Origin of the sequence: Paraburkholderia sp. Cpub6 (genome assembly GCF_014201065.1) — a bacterium.
Classification (GTDB): Bacteria; Pseudomonadota; Gammaproteobacteria; order Burkholderiales; family Burkholderiaceae; genus Paraburkholderia; species Paraburkholderia tuberum.
The window spans coordinates 13,756-28,243 of the sequence record NZ_JACHDM010000011.1; the positions used below are offsets into that span (position 1 = coordinate 13,756).

15 protein-coding genes are annotated in these 14,488 nt (G+C 61.3%); 7 read left to right on the top strand and 8 right to left on the bottom strand.

Annotation, left to right across the window (positions count from 1 at the left end; all coding sequences use genetic code 11):
- The first annotated feature begins 7 nt into the window (after positions 1-7).
- Positions 8-883 (top strand): enoyl-CoA hydratase-related protein, encoded by an 876-nt coding sequence (locus HDG33_RS19385; RefSeq protein WP_184032181.1) that lies wholly within the window; start codon positions 8-10, stop codon positions 881-883.
- Between the two features lie 18 nt (positions 884-901).
- Here HDG33_RS19385 and HDG33_RS19390 read toward each other — a convergent pair whose 3' ends face one another.
- The 5 genes from HDG33_RS19390 to HDG33_RS19410 all read right to left on the bottom strand — a co-directional run bounded on the left by HDG33_RS19390 (position 902) and on the right by HDG33_RS19410 (position 6,009).
- Positions 902-2,482 (bottom strand): AMP-binding protein, encoded by a 1,581-nt coding sequence (locus HDG33_RS19390; protein WP_184032182.1) that lies wholly within the window; start codon positions 2,480-2,482, stop codon positions 902-904.
- Complete coding sequence (locus tag HDG33_RS19395) at positions 2,479-3,327, bottom strand: alpha/beta fold hydrolase (RefSeq protein WP_184032183.1); 849 nt, start codon at positions 3,325-3,327, stop codon at positions 2,479-2,481. The genes HDG33_RS19390 and HDG33_RS19395 overlap by 4 nt, the downstream gene beginning before the upstream one ends.
- A gap of 48 nt (positions 3,328-3,375) precedes the next feature.
- On the bottom strand, positions 3,376-4,293 hold the full coding sequence (locus HDG33_RS19400) for an NmrA family NAD(P)-binding protein (RefSeq protein ID WP_184032184.1): 918 nt from the start codon (positions 4,291-4,293) through the stop codon (positions 3,376-3,378).
- Positions 4,294-4,556: 263 nt separating this feature from the next.
- A complete protein-coding gene (locus HDG33_RS19405) occupies positions 4,557-5,630 on the bottom strand; it encodes a phytanoyl-CoA dioxygenase family protein (protein WP_260330506.1) in 1,074 nt (357 codons plus the stop codon).
- A complete protein-coding gene (locus HDG33_RS19410; protein WP_008917662.1) occupies positions 5,581-6,009 on the bottom strand; it encodes a carboxymuconolactone decarboxylase family protein in 429 nt (142 codons plus the stop codon). The genes HDG33_RS19405 and HDG33_RS19410 overlap by 50 nt, the downstream gene beginning before the upstream one ends.
- A gap of 229 nt (positions 6,010-6,238) precedes the next feature.
- Here HDG33_RS19410 and HDG33_RS19415 point away from each other — a divergent pair, with 229 nt between their 5' ends.
- The 5 genes from HDG33_RS19415 (at position 6,239) to HDG33_RS19435 (ending at position 9,420) form a co-directional block, all read left to right on the top strand.
- A complete protein-coding gene (locus HDG33_RS19415; protein WP_184032496.1) occupies positions 6,239-7,138 on the top strand; it encodes a LysR family transcriptional regulator in 900 nt (299 codons plus the stop codon).
- Between the two features lie 151 nt (positions 7,139-7,289).
- Positions 7,290-8,075, top strand: coding sequence for an SDR family NAD(P)-dependent oxidoreductase (locus tag HDG33_RS19420; RefSeq protein ID WP_184032185.1), 786 nt, complete (start codon positions 7,290-7,292; stop codon positions 8,073-8,075).
- 282 nt (positions 8,076-8,357) lie between these two features.
- Positions 8,358-8,555 carry a hypothetical protein gene (locus HDG33_RS19425; RefSeq protein WP_090808729.1) on the top strand — a complete coding sequence of 66 codons (198 nt, stop codon included), beginning with the start codon at positions 8,358-8,360 and terminating at the stop codon, positions 8,553-8,555.
- Positions 8,552-8,866 (top strand): hypothetical protein, encoded by a 315-nt coding sequence (locus HDG33_RS19430; protein ID WP_184032186.1) that lies wholly within the window; start codon positions 8,552-8,554, stop codon positions 8,864-8,866. The genes HDG33_RS19425 and HDG33_RS19430 overlap by 4 nt, the downstream gene beginning before the upstream one ends.
- A gap of 11 nt (positions 8,867-8,877) precedes the next feature.
- Positions 8,878-9,420, top strand: coding sequence for a nuclear transport factor 2 family protein (locus HDG33_RS19435; RefSeq protein WP_184032187.1), 543 nt, complete (start codon positions 8,878-8,880; stop codon positions 9,418-9,420).
- A 91-nt stretch (positions 9,421-9,511) separates the two neighbouring features.
- Here the strand turns inward: HDG33_RS19435 and folE are convergent, their stop codons facing one another.
- Positions 9,512-10,147 carry a GTP cyclohydrolase I FolE gene (folE, locus tag HDG33_RS19440; protein WP_184032188.1) on the bottom strand — a complete coding sequence of 212 codons (636 nt, stop codon included), beginning with the start codon at positions 10,145-10,147 and terminating at the stop codon, positions 9,512-9,514.
- 193 nt (positions 10,148-10,340) lie between these two features.
- Here folE and HDG33_RS19445 point away from each other — a divergent pair, with 193 nt between their 5' ends.
- Entirely contained in the window at positions 10,341-11,318 is a 978-nt protein-coding gene (locus HDG33_RS19445; RefSeq protein ID WP_184032189.1) for a nitronate monooxygenase family protein, read from the top strand.
- Positions 11,319-11,405: 87 nt separating this feature from the next.
- On the opposite strand, the gene HDG33_RS19450 is transcribed toward HDG33_RS19445, so the two are convergent.
- Together HDG33_RS19450 and bktB are read right to left on the bottom strand one after the other, a co-directional pair.
- Entirely contained in the window at positions 11,406-13,061 is a 1,656-nt protein-coding gene (locus tag HDG33_RS19450; RefSeq protein WP_184032190.1) for an MBL fold metallo-hydrolase, read from the bottom strand.
- 40 nt (positions 13,062-13,101) lie between these two features.
- Complete coding sequence (bktB, locus tag HDG33_RS19455; protein WP_184032191.1) at positions 13,102-14,283, bottom strand: beta-ketothiolase BktB; 1,182 nt, start codon at positions 14,281-14,283, stop codon at positions 13,102-13,104.
- Positions 14,284-14,488: the final 205 nt, after the last annotated feature.

The window sequence follows — 14,488 nt, forward strand, 5'->3', positions numbered from 1 at the left end:
ATAACCGATGACGCATTGCAAGCCGCATCGCTTCGCCGACGTCGAGTATCGTGTAGAAGACGAAATCGCTATCGTCACGATGAGCCATCCGCCAGTCAACGGATTAGGTCTGGGAACCCGTCGCGGACTCGTTGCCGCGTTTGAAGCAGCCCGGTGCGACGCGCGGGTTCGCGCGATCGTACTCAATGGCAGTGGACGCGGCTTTTCCGCGGGAGGTGATATTCGCGAGTTCGGCACTTCCGCTGCCACAGCTTGGCCAGCATTGTCGCTGCACGTTCATCCGGTGATCGAGGCGAGCGACAAGCCGGTTGTAGCCGCTATCCACGGGTTTGCCATTGGCGGTGGTCTGGAAACCGCGTTGGTGTGCCACTACCGTGTGGTCGCGGACAACGCGCAGATCGGTCTGCCCGAATGCAAGCTCGGCGTGATCCCTTTGTCCGGCACGCAGCGCTTGCCGCGTGTGCTGGGCTTCGCGAAGTCGATCGAATTCATTCTTGGTGCTCAAATCGTGTGCGCGGGAACCTTCCGGGGCAGCGCGTTATTTGACCGGATCGTCGATGGCGATGAGCATGAAATGTCGCGCCTTGCGATCGAGCTTGCGCGTCAGAAGATAGGCGGTACATCGTTGCCATTGATTCGCCGGTTGCCATTGCCTGATGGCGATCCGGTTTCCATTGTCGCTAAAGCGCGCTCACGCCTGAGCTGTAGCGATGCAATAGAAAGCCAGTGTCTGGATGCCATCGCCGCCGCAGCCGAGTCGCCCGATTTCGATGCCGGCATGGCCGCAGCGCGTGCGATCTACGATCGGCTCGTTTCGTCCGATCAGGTGTCAATGCAACGAGATCGGTTTTTCAAGTCGCGCCGGGACGGCTCCGCTCGATAAGCACCCGCTGATTTGCTACTACGCGGAAAGTTGCTTGCGCAGATCGCCTTTGCGCACCTTTCCCGAAGGCGTGCGCGGCAGCTCTGCAACGATGCAAAGTTGCTCGGGCGTCTTTTGCTTCGCCACGCCCGCGCCGGCAAAGTGGGTCTGGACTGCGATCAGGTCGAGCGACATGCGTTCGTGCAAGACGACGACCGCACAGACTCTTTCGCCATATCGTGCGTCTGGCTGCGCCACGACGGCGACATCGCGCACGGCCGGGTGAGTGGCAAGTACTCGCTCGACTTCGAGCGACGATATATTTTCTCCTCCGCGAATCACGATGTCCTTCTTTCGGTCCGTGATGGTCAGGCAGCCGTTTTCGTCGAGACGGCCGATATCGCCGGTCCGGAACCATCCGTCGTGAGTGAACGCGGCCGCATTGAGCGCCGGGTCGGTGTAGCCGACAAACAGCTCCGGTCCCTTGATCAGAATCTCGCCGTCGCGTCCGGCAGGCAGGTCGCTGTCCAACTCATCGACAACGCGCACCTGCGAGCCGGGTTGAATGCGACCGTCCGTGCAGGCCCGGATATCAAAAGGCGAATCGGCCCAGCCGACACTCACTGTCGAATGCTCGGTCAGCCCGTACGCGCGGGTTCCCGCGAAGCCGGCCCGATCGGCCATGGCGACGTGCTCGGGCGTGACACCCGTGCCGCCGAGACCGTAAGAAGCGAGGGACGCCAGGCTGCGCCCGTCGCGGCGGGCGGCTTCGAGGAGCCCCTGGAGATGAAACGGTGTGCCGCCCGAGAGGCGCACGCGATACTCATCGACCAGTCGCGCGGCAAGCGAGGCGTCCCATCGGTCCATGAACACCATCTCGGTGCCTGTAATGAATGGGCGCAACAGGAAATTGAAGCCTGCAATATGGCCAGCAGGGAAGGGCGTGAGATACGGCCCAGGCCCGTCGATGAACGGAATCTGCCACTCTGCGCCTACTGTGCGATGAGAGTGCTGCACGCCTTTGGGCGAAGCTGTCGTTCCTGACGTGTACAGCAGCAGGCAGATGTCTTCCGACGTTGGCGGGTCAGAAGGGCGTTGTTCATGCGTTGTCGCGGCGAGTCGTTGCAGCGCGCCAAACGTGATGCCGTTCGAGGGCGCCCGATCGCCAACGACGATCACGCGCTCGAGGTCGGGCGTGTCGCCGAGCGCGGCGACACGCTCCAGGTAGTCGGTTCGGGACCAGAAATCGGGCACGCACAGAACGCGGGCGCGGGATTGTCGAAGGATGAAGCCGACTTCGGCGGGACCGTAGATGTGTACGATCGGCACGAGTACCGCACCGATCTCCAGTGCAGCCAGATACAGAAGCGCAGTCTCGCGCTGTGTGGGAAGCTGTATCGCGATCACATCGCCTCGACGCAGACCGAGGGCTGTGAGTGCCTTGCGAATCTCTTTCGCGTCGTGCAGCAGGGACGCGGTGGTGCAAGTGTAGGCGCCGGCCTGGGTATGAAAATGGAGTGGCGTCGCGCCGTGCTTTTCGACGGCGCGCGCAATCAGGGCCGCAAGAGGCAAACCGCTCGACCACGGCGCAGTTTTCGATTCGCCCGGATTGGAATTCATGCTAGCAAGGCTCGCAAGAGACTCACCAGCGCGAGTGGCTGGTCAAGCATCATGTGATGGCCTGCGCGTGGCATCGTGATCGGACCCTTCGCGCCGGGAATCGCAGCTACGATGCGGCGCGCGCGATCGGCGCTGACCACGCTGCTGCACTCGGCGTGCACGTAGCTGACGGGAACCGCGATGCGGGTCAGCAGGTCTTCTTCGCCTTCGACCGGCTGGAGATTCCGCAACTTCGGGTCGAAGCGCCATACCCATCCGTCGGCGGTTTGACGAAGTGATGTCCGCGCGAGATGCTCGAGCAGCCACGGCTCGCAATCTTGTTCCGGGATGAGTCGAAAGCGACTGAGTGCAGTATGCCAGTCCGGATAGGGGCGGGGCGGCGGGCGTCGTTCCACTGCAGGCAAGGTTTCGCCGCGTAGCATGAAATACGAATCGAGCACGACTGCATGCGAGAGACGATCGGGAAAGGTCGCGCACGCCTGGAGCAGGCGCGATCCGCCGAAACTGTGGCCCACCGCGACGCAAGGTCCAGAGCCGATTGCATCCACGACAGCGACGAGGTCGCGCACGAAAACGTCGGCGCTGTATTCCTGCCTGTAGGCGCTGTCGCCCATGCCGCGGAAATCCAGAGCAAAGACGCGAAAGCGATCGGTGAAGAAGGGCGCAATGAAGTCCCACCAGTGCGTGTGCCCGAGAAAACCGTGTGCGAAGACAAGTGGCGGCTTACCGGTGTCTGCGGCGTTCCACGAGACATAATGGACAGTCACCCCGCCGCCTTCGGTGAAGTGAGATCGACGCGGTTGAGCCATGGCGTGGTCGAACCATGAGGGGACACGATCATTCATTGCGGATTTTCCATTACCTGAGGCTTGCACACGCGGTCCATCGACCAGCTATGCGAGTACGATGTGCTGTCGATTCGCATCGATCCAGTCCACCATCGGAGTGAGCTGGATACCACGTTTGGAAAGCGAATCGATATCGACGCGGTATCCGACCGCGTTGATCCATTCCTGTGCATTCACCCATCCGGGTGCGAGACCTTTTGCTCGGGCTTCATCCGGTGACACGTGCGAAACGTTGATCTGTGCGCCCAGAACGTTGCCGAGGCGATTCGCAACTTCAGACATCGTGAGTCTTTCCGACGCCAGCGGCACGGTCTCACCGTGCCAGCGTTGCGGATCGTTTAGCGCGCTGGCCGCGAGCGCGCCCACGTCGTCGGCGGCAATCCAGTCGACTCGTGCGTCGGGTAGCAACGCGCTGAGCAGCAAGCTTTCGCGAAGGTGCGGAAACAACGCGCCCGTTTTCGGCTCAGCGAGATTGTCCATCATGAATGCCGGTTGCAAGACCGTCCACGATTCGAAGCCCGCGGCGCGAACGGCCTCTTCCACTTCCCATTTGTCCGTCCAGTATTTTCGGTTCCAACGTTTCTCGCTCCAGCCAGGAAACGTCTCATGATTGCCGGCCTGCGCCACGGAGGTGTGAACGAACTGCGGGACCTCCGCGTTGCGCGCTGCGTTGACGAGCGCAAAACCCTGGCGGCGTTCCCTGTCGCTGCGATCAAAATCAGGCAGGAGAACGGAGAAGACGGAACCGACGCCCTCCATCGCTTTTGCGAGCAAGTCGCGGTCGTCCAGATCTCCCCGTAGCGCCTGCGCATCCATTTCGACGAGTGCCCGCGCAGCCGGCGAGTCTGGATTTCGTGTCAGGAAGCGTACCTTGCGTCCAGCCGCAAGAAGATGGCGAGCCGCGGCGCCTCCTTGTGCGCCAGTGGCGCCGATGACGAGTACCGCGGCGGATGAATCGATCATGACTTGTCCCGAGGTCGAACGTTAGACGTTGGCCAGGCGTATCACGCCTGGGCGGCTTGCGCGCGATGCCGCTAACCCTGTGACAGCCATTGCAGGCTCGCGGCCTGGTGCTCACAAGCATTCGTTCTGATATTAGCACGATGTTCATAAAACAGCGAGCAAAGGCTCCCCGTGACCGATGCTTCAGAATTGCCAGGCCGAAGGGCAAGGCGAATGGCGCGAGGCGCAAAGACGAAGCTTCGTCTTTGCGCCTGACACCACGATCAATGCTGCGGGCGCAGCGTTTGAACGAGGCCGCCTTCATGTGCAACGATCACCTCGGATCCCGGCTGATAAACCCCGGCAATTTCGTCTCCGCGCAGGCGGTTGCCCTGGAGGCCGCGCAGATAACTCGTGTCGTCGAGTCGCAACACATGTTCACCATGCGCGTCGCGCACGACGATCTGGTCCGATTCGATCGACGTCAGCGTGCCCACATAGGGCAGCCGGGGCTCAAACGGGAAACTTCCGCCGTGCGGCAGGATGCGCGTGTCGAGTGACAGACGAAAACGGTCCGAATGATTGCTGAGACCAGAGTGCGGCGTGCGTCGGCTCATCAACAGGACGTCGCCCAAGCGGTAGTTCGTGCGGCGCCATGCGTCTTCTGGCACGCTCGCGAGATCGATGGGAACGATCTTGTCGCCGTCCTTCCTGTGCAGGCACGGAAGCTTATGCAATCCTTCCGCGACGGCCAGTCCGCCGACTTGCGCATCGATATCGCTGAGCGGAATCCAGCAGATGATGAAATCGAGGCGGTCGCTGTAGATAGCGTCTTCATGAATGAAGTCGAACCGTGTGCGGCTTTTGTCGATAGCGGGCGGCGACGCGCGGTATTCGGTGAAAGGTACCCAATAAAGCGGTACGCCGAACAGCCGCTGAAAGAATGCACGAACCGCGGGGTCTTCCATCACGGTGCGTGCCGCACGCTGCTCGTTCATCGCCTTCACGGGGAAAAAGCTGAAATTTTCGCGGTCTTTGCCAGTCCATCGCACGTCTCGGTCGTTGCGGTCCGCGAAGCCGTTGCTGTCGAGGTGATCAACAAGCAGACCGCGCATGCGCTCCAGCGGCTCGTGGTCGAGAACGTCGCGAAAGAACAGGTAGCCGTCTTCGTTCCAGCGTTCTTGCAACTCGGCGTGATTGCCGAGCAGGCCATTGGAAACGTTGAATTCCCGCATCGTCGGCACGATATCCACGCTTGGTGTGCTCATAAATTGTCTCCTTTGGTCGCGGGGGCGCTCTGATGTCGGCTCACAGCAATCCGCGTTCTTCCGAAGTGCGGGTCGTGGTGTCGATGCCAAGTTCCCGCAGTGTCTCCAGAACGGCCGTGGTAGCGGAGGCGACGGCCGGGAAGCCGGCATATGGAAGCGCCTGAATCAGCACCCCTTCGAGTTCGCGTGCGCTCAGACCGTTGCGCACGGCAATGCGGACGTGGTTCTTCAGTTCGAGCGTCTGCCGGCTGGCGATGAGAATGCCCAGCGTGACGAGGCTGCGCTGCTTGCGCTCGAGTTTGTCGTCGCCCCAGACATCCGCGAACGCGTAGTTGATGGCAAGGCGTGAAATGTCGGATCCGAAGCCGGTGGACTCGCTTGCGGCACGTAAGCCGGCTGCCTTGTCTTCACCCATGATTTCGCCGAATACCTTTAAGCCATAGGCGAGTTTTTCTTCGAGGCTCTTCACTTGTGTCTCCTGTTTAACCGCGGCGGCGCGGCTATTGATAGCGGATGCGACTCACCCGAGCCGCCTTGGTCATTGTTCGTATTGTAGAACGACATTCTAAAATGTATGTTGAACGGTGCTGGACGTCAAGATAGTGCGCACCCGATATGACCAGGGTTCGTCCGTAGTGCACCGCAACGGGACAAAGGCGATATGCTGGGGACACCCGATATCAAAGCCATATCACGTCATGGAATTGCGGCATCTCAGACACTTCGTTGCGGTTGCGGAGACCCAGCACTTTGGCCGTGCGGCTGCGCGCCTAGGCATGGCGCAGCCGCCGCTCAGCCAGTCGATCATGCGGCTGGAGGAGCAGCTCGGTATCAAGCTGCTCGAACGTACACCGCGAGGCGTTTCGCTCACAGCCGCCGGAGCCGCGTTGCTCGCGGAAGCGAAGCCACTGATCGCGCAAGCGGAGCTGGCCGAGCGGCGCGTGCGGCAAGCCGCCGACGAACTGGCGAGCCTGAGCGTAGCGTTCGTGCCAATGTGTGCGCTGCGAATCATGCCGCTAGCCATTCAGGGGCTTCGCAAGCAATGGCCGGGCGTTGACGTCCGGTTGATCGAGCGCGGCAGTGCTTTGACCGTCGCCAGCGTGAAAAACGGCAGCATCGACCTGGGCGTGGTAGTCACCAGCTCGGCGGACGTCTCCGGTTTGGAAAGCGTGGTCATCGAGCGTCTGCGTGTGGTGGCCGCGGTTCCGGCGAAGTGGCCCGTGGCGGCGCAGCCTTCAATTCGTATCGCGGATCTCGCGCGATACCCGCTCATCATGTTCCCTCAGCAGATGTCGCAGCCGCTGTTCGCCGCGTTCGAGACAGCGCGCCGCGAGGCGGGGTTGTCGCCGCGGGTGACCCAGCAGGCGCGCCATCCATACACGATGCTCAACCTCGTGTCTCATGAACTGGGCATCGGTCTGATGCTGGACTCGGCGCGATACCTGCCTGTGGAGGGTGTCGCCTTCGTCGACATCGAGGATGTTCCGGCTGCAGGCGAAACTGAGGTGTCGCTGGTGTGGGCCGATAGACCTCACAAGCCCTACCACCGTTCGATGCTCGACATCATGCGCGATATCGCGTCGCCGGCGGCGGGGTGATACGCGCAATCGCACTGCTCGACAGCTTCGTCCATGCTGCTCCTTTCGTCATCCGCTTCTCGTTCATCTTGACACGCCAAAGTGGTGTGTTTATCTTTGCGAATGACGTTCAGAAAATAACCCGCTCGCGCGGCGAGCCAAAGGAGGAACAATGAGCACGAATGTGGCGAGTCTTTTCAATCTCGATCAGAAAGTGGCGGTGGTAACAGGGGCGGGCTCAGGCATCGGCCGCGAGACGGCTTTGCTGCTGGCGTCGGCCGGCGCGGCGGTGGTCGCGGCGGACCTGAATGAGGAAGCGGCGCAGCAGACGGCCAGGCAAATCGAAAGTGCGTCTGGCAAGGCTATCGCGATCAAGGTGGACATCGGCGATGAATCGTCGATTCTTGCGATGTACGAAACGGTGCAGGCGAAGCTTGGGCGCCTCGACATTCTCGTGAACAACGCGGGCATCTATCCGAAGACGCAATTCGTCGAAACGTCGGCAGAAAAGTGGGACAAGGTGCTCGGCATCAACTTGCGCGGCACCTTCCTCTGCATGCGCGAAGCGATCAAGCGAATGCAAGGTGCCAAAAACGGCGGTTCCATTATCAATATTTCGTCGGTGGCTTCGCTGCAGCCGGTGATTTTCGACAACGGTGACTACGGGGCGTCGAAGGCGGGTGTCAACAACCTCACCAAGGTGGCAGCGCTCGAATTCGCAGCAGACGGAATTCGCGTGAACGCAGTGCTGCCCGGCGGCGTGGCAACCGAGGGCGCGGCCGCATCGACGAAGGTTCATCAGGCTCACGGGCCGATCACCCAACCTGGTCGCATGCCGCTGGGCCGCATCGGCGTCGCCTCCGATATCGCCAGGGCAGTGTTGTTTTTCGCGTCGCCGGCATCGGACTATGTCACCGGTCAGCTTCTCGCTGTCGACGGCGGCTTCCAGGTCTCCTGATTACTCGTTTGCGTGTCATGTTCGAATCGCCAAGCTGCGTCGAGAACGCGGCTTGGCGCTGCAATTCCCTTTTCCCCATTGATTGCCGACTCGTTCGCACACACGTCCATGTGTGCAGCGGGCGCTCGGGCATGCGCGTCGGTCTGTGCCTTGTCGGGTAGTGAAAACACCGATGCCATTAATTGAACGACTTGTTGCATAACCATATTCCATGACCTAGGATGTCCATCAAGAGGCGCCATGCAAGCGCCCGAGAGGCATAAGCCTGAGCGGAGACATGCGATGTACTTTCTCGACAGCGATTTACGTGGTCCTCTTGCGGACTATACGTACGACTATCGTCGCCAGCGCGCTGAAAAGGGCGCTCCGTCGTCGGACGAATCGGCTCGCGCAAAACAATCGAATTGGGCGGCGCGCGTGTTGGGCGCGGTGGCGCCTCGTGCTCTGGGCAAGCTGCGGACGGAGGGCCGGGCGCGATGAAAACGCTGACTCGCGAGAGCGCTCGGGAAGCGCGTAGAGTATGGCTCCCACTCATTCTCCTGTCGATTTCGGCGGCCGCGGTCTGGCTGCTGCAACGCGATCTGCGCATGGAAGAGCTAGGCCGGTCCGCACTCTTCGACGTCGTGATGATGTTTGCCGTGCTCGGGGCGACGGCATTGGCGGGCATTGTCGGATGTGCGATTGCGAGCCGTGCGCGAGCGCAGGAAGCCGATTTGTCGACAGGCGAGGGTTGTTGCTTCATTGGCGCCGTGATCGGTGCGGTCGTCTTTTTTGTCGCCATGACTATCTAACGGTAGAAGCCATGAATGAAGAACTGAGCGCACGCGTCGAAGCACTGTTGGATAAGCAGGACATACTCGAATGCGTGCACCGCTATTGCCGCGGGGTCGATCGCATGGACCGGAAGTTGACGCTGTCGGCGTACCATCCGGACGCAATCGACGACCACGGCGCATTCGTGGGGGATGCAGAGGAATTCGTCGACTGGGCCTTTGCGTACCATACCGAGCATCAGTTGTCGCACCACCATATGGTGTTCAATCACAGCGTCGAATTGCAGGGCGACGAGGCGCACGGGGAGACGTACTGGCTCTTCTTCGGAGAAAATCGCGTCAAGCCAGACACGCTAGCGGTGGGGCGCTATATCGACCGCTTCGAAAAGCGTGATGGCGTATGGGCGATTGCCGCCCGCGTCTGCATCTCCGAAGCGATCAACGAACTGACCCCTGCGGAAGTGCCTACTGCGTGGCGTGAAATCCTGATGGGCAATGGCGTCAGTGCACGAAATCGTGAAGACGTCTCTTACGAACGGCCTTTAAAGACGCGCCAACCCAGCGAGGTTTAAGGCCAGACGCAAGCCGGCAACGACGCTTGCCACGGATACCAGCATCGCTTTGCCATGAAAGCCAACGTCGGCAGCAAGCCGACGTTGGCTTTCAGCTATTGGGTAATGGCGCAATCGTGCTGTGACCGACAATCGACAGAAACTCGCGGCGGGTGGAAGGATCGTCACGGAACGCGCCCAGCATTCGGCTCGTCACCAGCGATGCGCCGGGCTTGTGCACGCCTCGCGTACTCATGCACTGATGCGCAGCTTCGAGAATGACAGCGACTCCCTTCGGCTGGAGCACGGTGTTCAGCGCATCGGCGATCTGAACGGTCATCTTCTCCTGAATCTGTAGGCGCTTGGCATAGACATCGACGAGGCGCGCGAGTTTGGAGATGCCGACCACGCGATGCTCGGGCAAGTAGGCAACGTGCGCACGTCCGATGATAGGCACCATATGGTGTTCGCAGTAGCTCTCGAAACGGATGTCCTTAAGCACCACCATCTCGTCGTAGCCATCCACTTCGGAAAACGTGGTGGCGAGAATCTGCATCGGATCGGAGTCATAGCCCGAGAAGAACTCGCGGTATGCGCGCGCGACCCGTGCGGGTGTTTGAATGAGACCTTCCCTTTCGGGATCGTCACCGGCCCATCGGATCAGCGTACGCACGGCTTCTTCCGCCTGGTCCCGCGTGGGGCGAATCGACACTTCCTCGGCGCCAATCTGATTGTCTCGTTTATTCATCAACTTTCCTGATCATTCATGCCTCGTGCAATCGCATCGGCGTCCGCGAGTGCGGCACACGAGTGTCGGCGATGTGGAGGAAGTGTATATAATTGCACGGTGTTCGTAAATACAAACTACCGGCGCATCTTGCACGCGGCGTTCGACCATTGCCGGTCGAAAGATCAGGTTGCACTTACACAGGAATCAGCACATGAAAACGCGCATTACAGAGCTGCTTGGGATTCGATACCCCATTGTTCAAGGGGGCATGATGTGGGTGGGTCGCGCTGAACTTGCCGCCGCCGTCTCGAACGCCGGTGCGCTCGGCACCATCACTGCTCTGACGCAGCCCACGCCCGAGGCGCTGCGCAACGAGATCGCTCGGGTTCGCTCAATGACGGATCAGCCGTTCGCCGTCAACCTGACCATTCTGCCGACGATCAAGCCAGTGCCGTATGACGAGTACGTGCAAGCGGTCGTGGAGAACGGTGTGAAGATCGTCGAGACGGCGGGACGCAATCCCGAGCCCTATATGCCTGCATTCAGGGCTGCGGGAATCAAGGTCATCCACAAGTGCACGTCGGTGCGTCACGCGCTGAAAGCGGAGGCGTTGGGCTGCGACGCCGTGAGCGTGGACGGATTCGAGTGCGCCGGACATCCGGGCGAGGACGACGTGCCCAATCTGATCCTGTTGCCGGCCGCGGCCGCGAAACTGCATATTCCGATGCTTGCGTCAGGCGGCATTGCCGATGCGCGCGGTATGGTCGCCGCGCTCGCGCTCGGCGCGGATGGGATCAATATGGGTACGCGCTTCATGGCAACGCGGGAGGCGCCGATTCACGAGAACGTCAAGCGCAGGCTCGTAGAGCATGACGAGCGCAATACGGCGTTGATCTTCCGCACGCTGAAGAACACGTCGCGTATCTTCAGGAATTCGGTAGCGGAACAGGTGTTGGAACTCGAGCAAAAAGAGGGGGTGACGTTTGCGGATCTCAAGCCGCTGGTGAGTGGTGAGCGCGGTAAGCGAGTGTACGAGACGGGTGACACCGAAGACGGAACGTTTCCGGCTGGCCTCGCAATCGGGCTTATCGAGGACATTCCCACCTGCGCGGAACTCGTGAGTCGGATGGTCGCCGAGGCGCGCGCACTCATTCATGGCCGGCTGGCCGCGCTTGTAGAAGAGAACTGAGTCCGCAACAAGACGGCCGTCGAACCAGGCTGCCCGCGCCCCCGGTTTTAGCGGTCGTGGCAGCCGATGCATGCATGACGATCGCAATCAGGCCTGCGAAGTCGGACGACCTTGTTCGTCGAGTCGTTCGAGATGCGCCAGCAGCGACCGGGATGCCGCTGGCCAGAGCCTTTCGGGAACATCGGTATAAGCAAGACGCAGCCAGTCGTCGATCGAACCGGTCGGCAGTGCCTTTACCGCGCCGGCGATCTTTGCTTCCCGGGCGAGACGGTGTGCCTTGAGGCGGGCGATCTGGTCATGCGGTCGGTCCAGCACGTACCCATGGGCGGGCAGAATGAAGTCGATGTCACGTTCGGTGCAGATCGCGTTCAACCGGTCGAGTGACGTAAGGTACGCCGTCATGTTGCCGTCGGGAGGATCGATGATGGTCGTGCTGCCATTCAGAATGTGATCGCCGCTGAATAGCAGTCCGTCTTCCAGAAGGACCAGGCACACGTGGTTGCTTGCGTGCCCCGGTGTCGAGACGACCAGCAATCGATGCGTCTCGCCGTCATGCGCAAGTGTCAGCAAATCGCCATCGAGCAATTCGCGGTCCGGAACGAAGTGATGGCTTGCCCTGTCGGCCGGCCCGGCCGGCCGGCCGAGGACTGGTGGCTTGTGCGGACACATGGACTGCAGTGGCCTCGCCCCGGGTGCGTGGTCCACGTGGGAGTGCGTGCAGACGATCATTCGAATAGCGCCGCCCGTAGCTGCGAAGATGCGTTGAAGATGCGCCTGGTCGTCCGGCCCCGGATCGATCACGATGAAGCCGGTCGCCACCGAGCCGACGATGTAGCTATTCGTGCCTGGGCCCGTCATCAAGCCGCTGTTGCTGGCGGTCAACCGCATCACGTTTCTCAGAAGCGGGGCGGTTTGCGTCGATCGCCAATCCAGAGAGTGGAGCACCTGACCGTCGGGGCACACGAGACGCAGTTCCCCGTATGAGGGGTCACCTTCCATGCAGCGCACGACGCTGCCTGAGCTCAACCCACCGCGCGGACAACTGCTCCACAGCGATCTTTCAGACCTGCACGCCGTGAGCAGTGCATCAACCGAGTTGAACGAGCGAAGGCGTTCGAGTGTTCGCACGGTCGGGAAGATCATCGTGAAGTCGCCCGAAGCATGGCGCGCCAGTGCCTCGTCGGGACGGAGCCACACGGGTTCGAACTGCTCGGCGCCGTCCGCGACAGCGGTTTGACCGACGGGCATGCGCGCCACGAAAAACTGCACGTCAAAGCGCCGCGGCAGGTCGCGATCGGTGATCCAATGCGCAAACGGATAGACCCGATCCGCGGCGAGTGAGAGGCCGTGATGCGAACAATGGTCTTCGATCGCTGTCGCCCGGCCTAGCCTCGCAATATCGTGGTCGTCGACGAAACCGCCGTCGTGTCGCCATGCCAGTAGCACACCGAGCTCTTCGAATGTTTCCCGAATGGCGGCCACGGCCTGAACCGCTTGAGTATCGTCTTGCGTGGGGCGCCGTCGTACGCCGCCGGCGATTCGTCCATCGGCCGGGTCGATTGCGCCACCAGGAAAGACGAACGCGCCCGGCGCGAAGCTCGCTTGCGCCGAACGTCGTGTCATCAGCACTTCAATGGCGCGGGAACCCTCGTATTGCGCGTCGCGTAGCAAGAGCATCGTCGCAGCGGGGCGTGGCGCCACCGGCTGCCGTTGCGGGTGGAGTCGTTGTTCGGGGCGTACCACGTTTGTCCCTCTGGTTGAATGGATAACGCTGTGCGAAGCCCTAAATGCGCTCGAAGATGGCCGCGATGCCTTGACCTCCGCCGATGCACATTGTCACGAGCGCATAGCGCCCACCGCAACGATGCAACTCGTGAATGGCCTTGACCGCAATGACGGCGCCGGTTGCGCCGATCGGATGGCCGAGCGCGATGCCCGATCCGTTCGGGTTGACCTTTGCGCTGTCGAATTCCAGCTCCTTCGCCACGGCGCAAGCTTGAGCGGCAAACGCCTCGTTCGCTTCGATCACATCCAGATCCGCGACGGTCAAACCCGCGCGCTGCAGGGCCTTGCGTGTCGCAGGGACCGGGCCGATGCCCATGTATTGCGGATCGACGCCCGCGTGAGCCCAGCAAACGAGTCGCGCAAGTGGACGAAGGCCCCGTTGTTCGGCGCTGCGACGGGCCATCAGCAGGACTGCAGCCGCGCCGTCGTTGAGACCCGACGCATTGCCGGCCGTGACCGTACCGTCTTTCTGGAACGCCGGGCGCAATTTGGCGAGATCGGCGATGGTCGTCCCCGACCGCACATGCTCATCGGTGTCAAAAACGGTTTCGCCCTTTTTCGTGCGCAGTGCTACGGGCACGATCTGCTCGCGGAAGTTGCCGTCATGAATAGCTTGCGCAGCGCGCCGGTGCGATTCGACGGCGAGCAGGTCCTGATCGTCGCGCGAAATGCCGTACTTCTTTGCGACGTTCTCTGCGGTTACGCCCATATGGCAAGCGCTGAACGGATCGGTCAACGCGCCGACCATCATGTCGATCAGGCGGATGTCGCCCATGCGCGAACCCCAACGCGCGCCGCTCGCAACGTATGCTGCGCGCGACATGCTTTCTGCACCAGCGCCGATCGCAATTTCCGTGTCGCCGTGCGCGATGGCTTGCGCAGCGGAGATGATTGCCTGAAGGCCGGAGCCGCATAGCCTGTTGAGCGTCAGCGCCGGTGCGTCCGCGCTGACGCCGCCTTCCATCGCGGCGACGCGCGCGAGATATATGTCGCGAGGCTCGGCATGGATCACGTTGCCGAACACCACGTGACCCACATCTTCACCCGGCAGATTCGAGCGCTCGAGCAGCGCGCGAACGACCGTTGCGCCTAGCGCCGTGGGTGGAATGCTCGATAGCGCGCCATCGAAGTCTCCAATAGCGGTGCGAACGGCAGCGGTGACGACAACCTCTTCCGACATGATGGCTCCTTGGTTCCGGCAATCGGTTACGATCCGGTGTCATGTTTAACAATACGAATGGCGTTCAGAACGTAGCGTATTTCTTGTTTTCTGTCCACGTTGTTGTGCGATGCGCAAGGCTGCGATCGTGCCGGACATTGCGCGCGTCATTCGCGCCAGATTGCGTGTGTGCTATCAGGCCTTTCTTGTGGGTGACAACGGATAG

Coding starts and splice junctions, on each gene's coding strand:
- HDG33_RS19385 (WP_184032181.1), top strand. CDS start 8: ATGACGCATTGCAAGCCGCATCGCTTCGCCGACGTCGAGTATCGTGTA.
- HDG33_RS19390 (WP_184032182.1), bottom strand. CDS start 2,482: ATGAATTCCAATCCGGGCGAATCGAAAACTGCGCCGTGGTCGAGCGGT.
- HDG33_RS19395 (WP_184032183.1), bottom strand. CDS start 3,327: ATGAATGATCGTGTCCCCTCATGGTTCGACCACGCCATGGCTCAACCG.
- HDG33_RS19400 (WP_184032184.1), bottom strand. CDS start 4,293: ATGATCGATTCATCCGCCGCGGTACTCGTCATCGGCGCCACTGGCGCA.
- HDG33_RS19415 (WP_184032496.1), top strand. CDS start 6,239: ATGGAATTGCGGCATCTCAGACACTTCGTTGCGGTTGCGGAGACCCAG.
- HDG33_RS19420 (WP_184032185.1), top strand. CDS start 7,290: ATGAGCACGAATGTGGCGAGTCTTTTCAATCTCGATCAGAAAGTGGCG.
- HDG33_RS19425 (WP_090808729.1), top strand. CDS start 8,358: ATGTACTTTCTCGACAGCGATTTACGTGGTCCTCTTGCGGACTATACG.
- HDG33_RS19430 (WP_184032186.1), top strand. CDS start 8,552: ATGAAAACGCTGACTCGCGAGAGCGCTCGGGAAGCGCGTAGAGTATGG.
- HDG33_RS19435 (WP_184032187.1), top strand. CDS start 8,878: ATGAATGAAGAACTGAGCGCACGCGTCGAAGCACTGTTGGATAAGCAG.
- folE (WP_184032188.1), bottom strand. CDS start 10,147: ATGAATAAACGAGACAATCAGATTGGCGCCGAGGAAGTGTCGATTCGC.
- HDG33_RS19445 (WP_184032189.1), top strand. CDS start 10,341: ATGAAAACGCGCATTACAGAGCTGCTTGGGATTCGATACCCCATTGTT.
- bktB (WP_184032191.1), bottom strand. CDS start 14,283: ATGTCGGAAGAGGTTGTCGTCACCGCTGCCGTTCGCACCGCTATTGGA.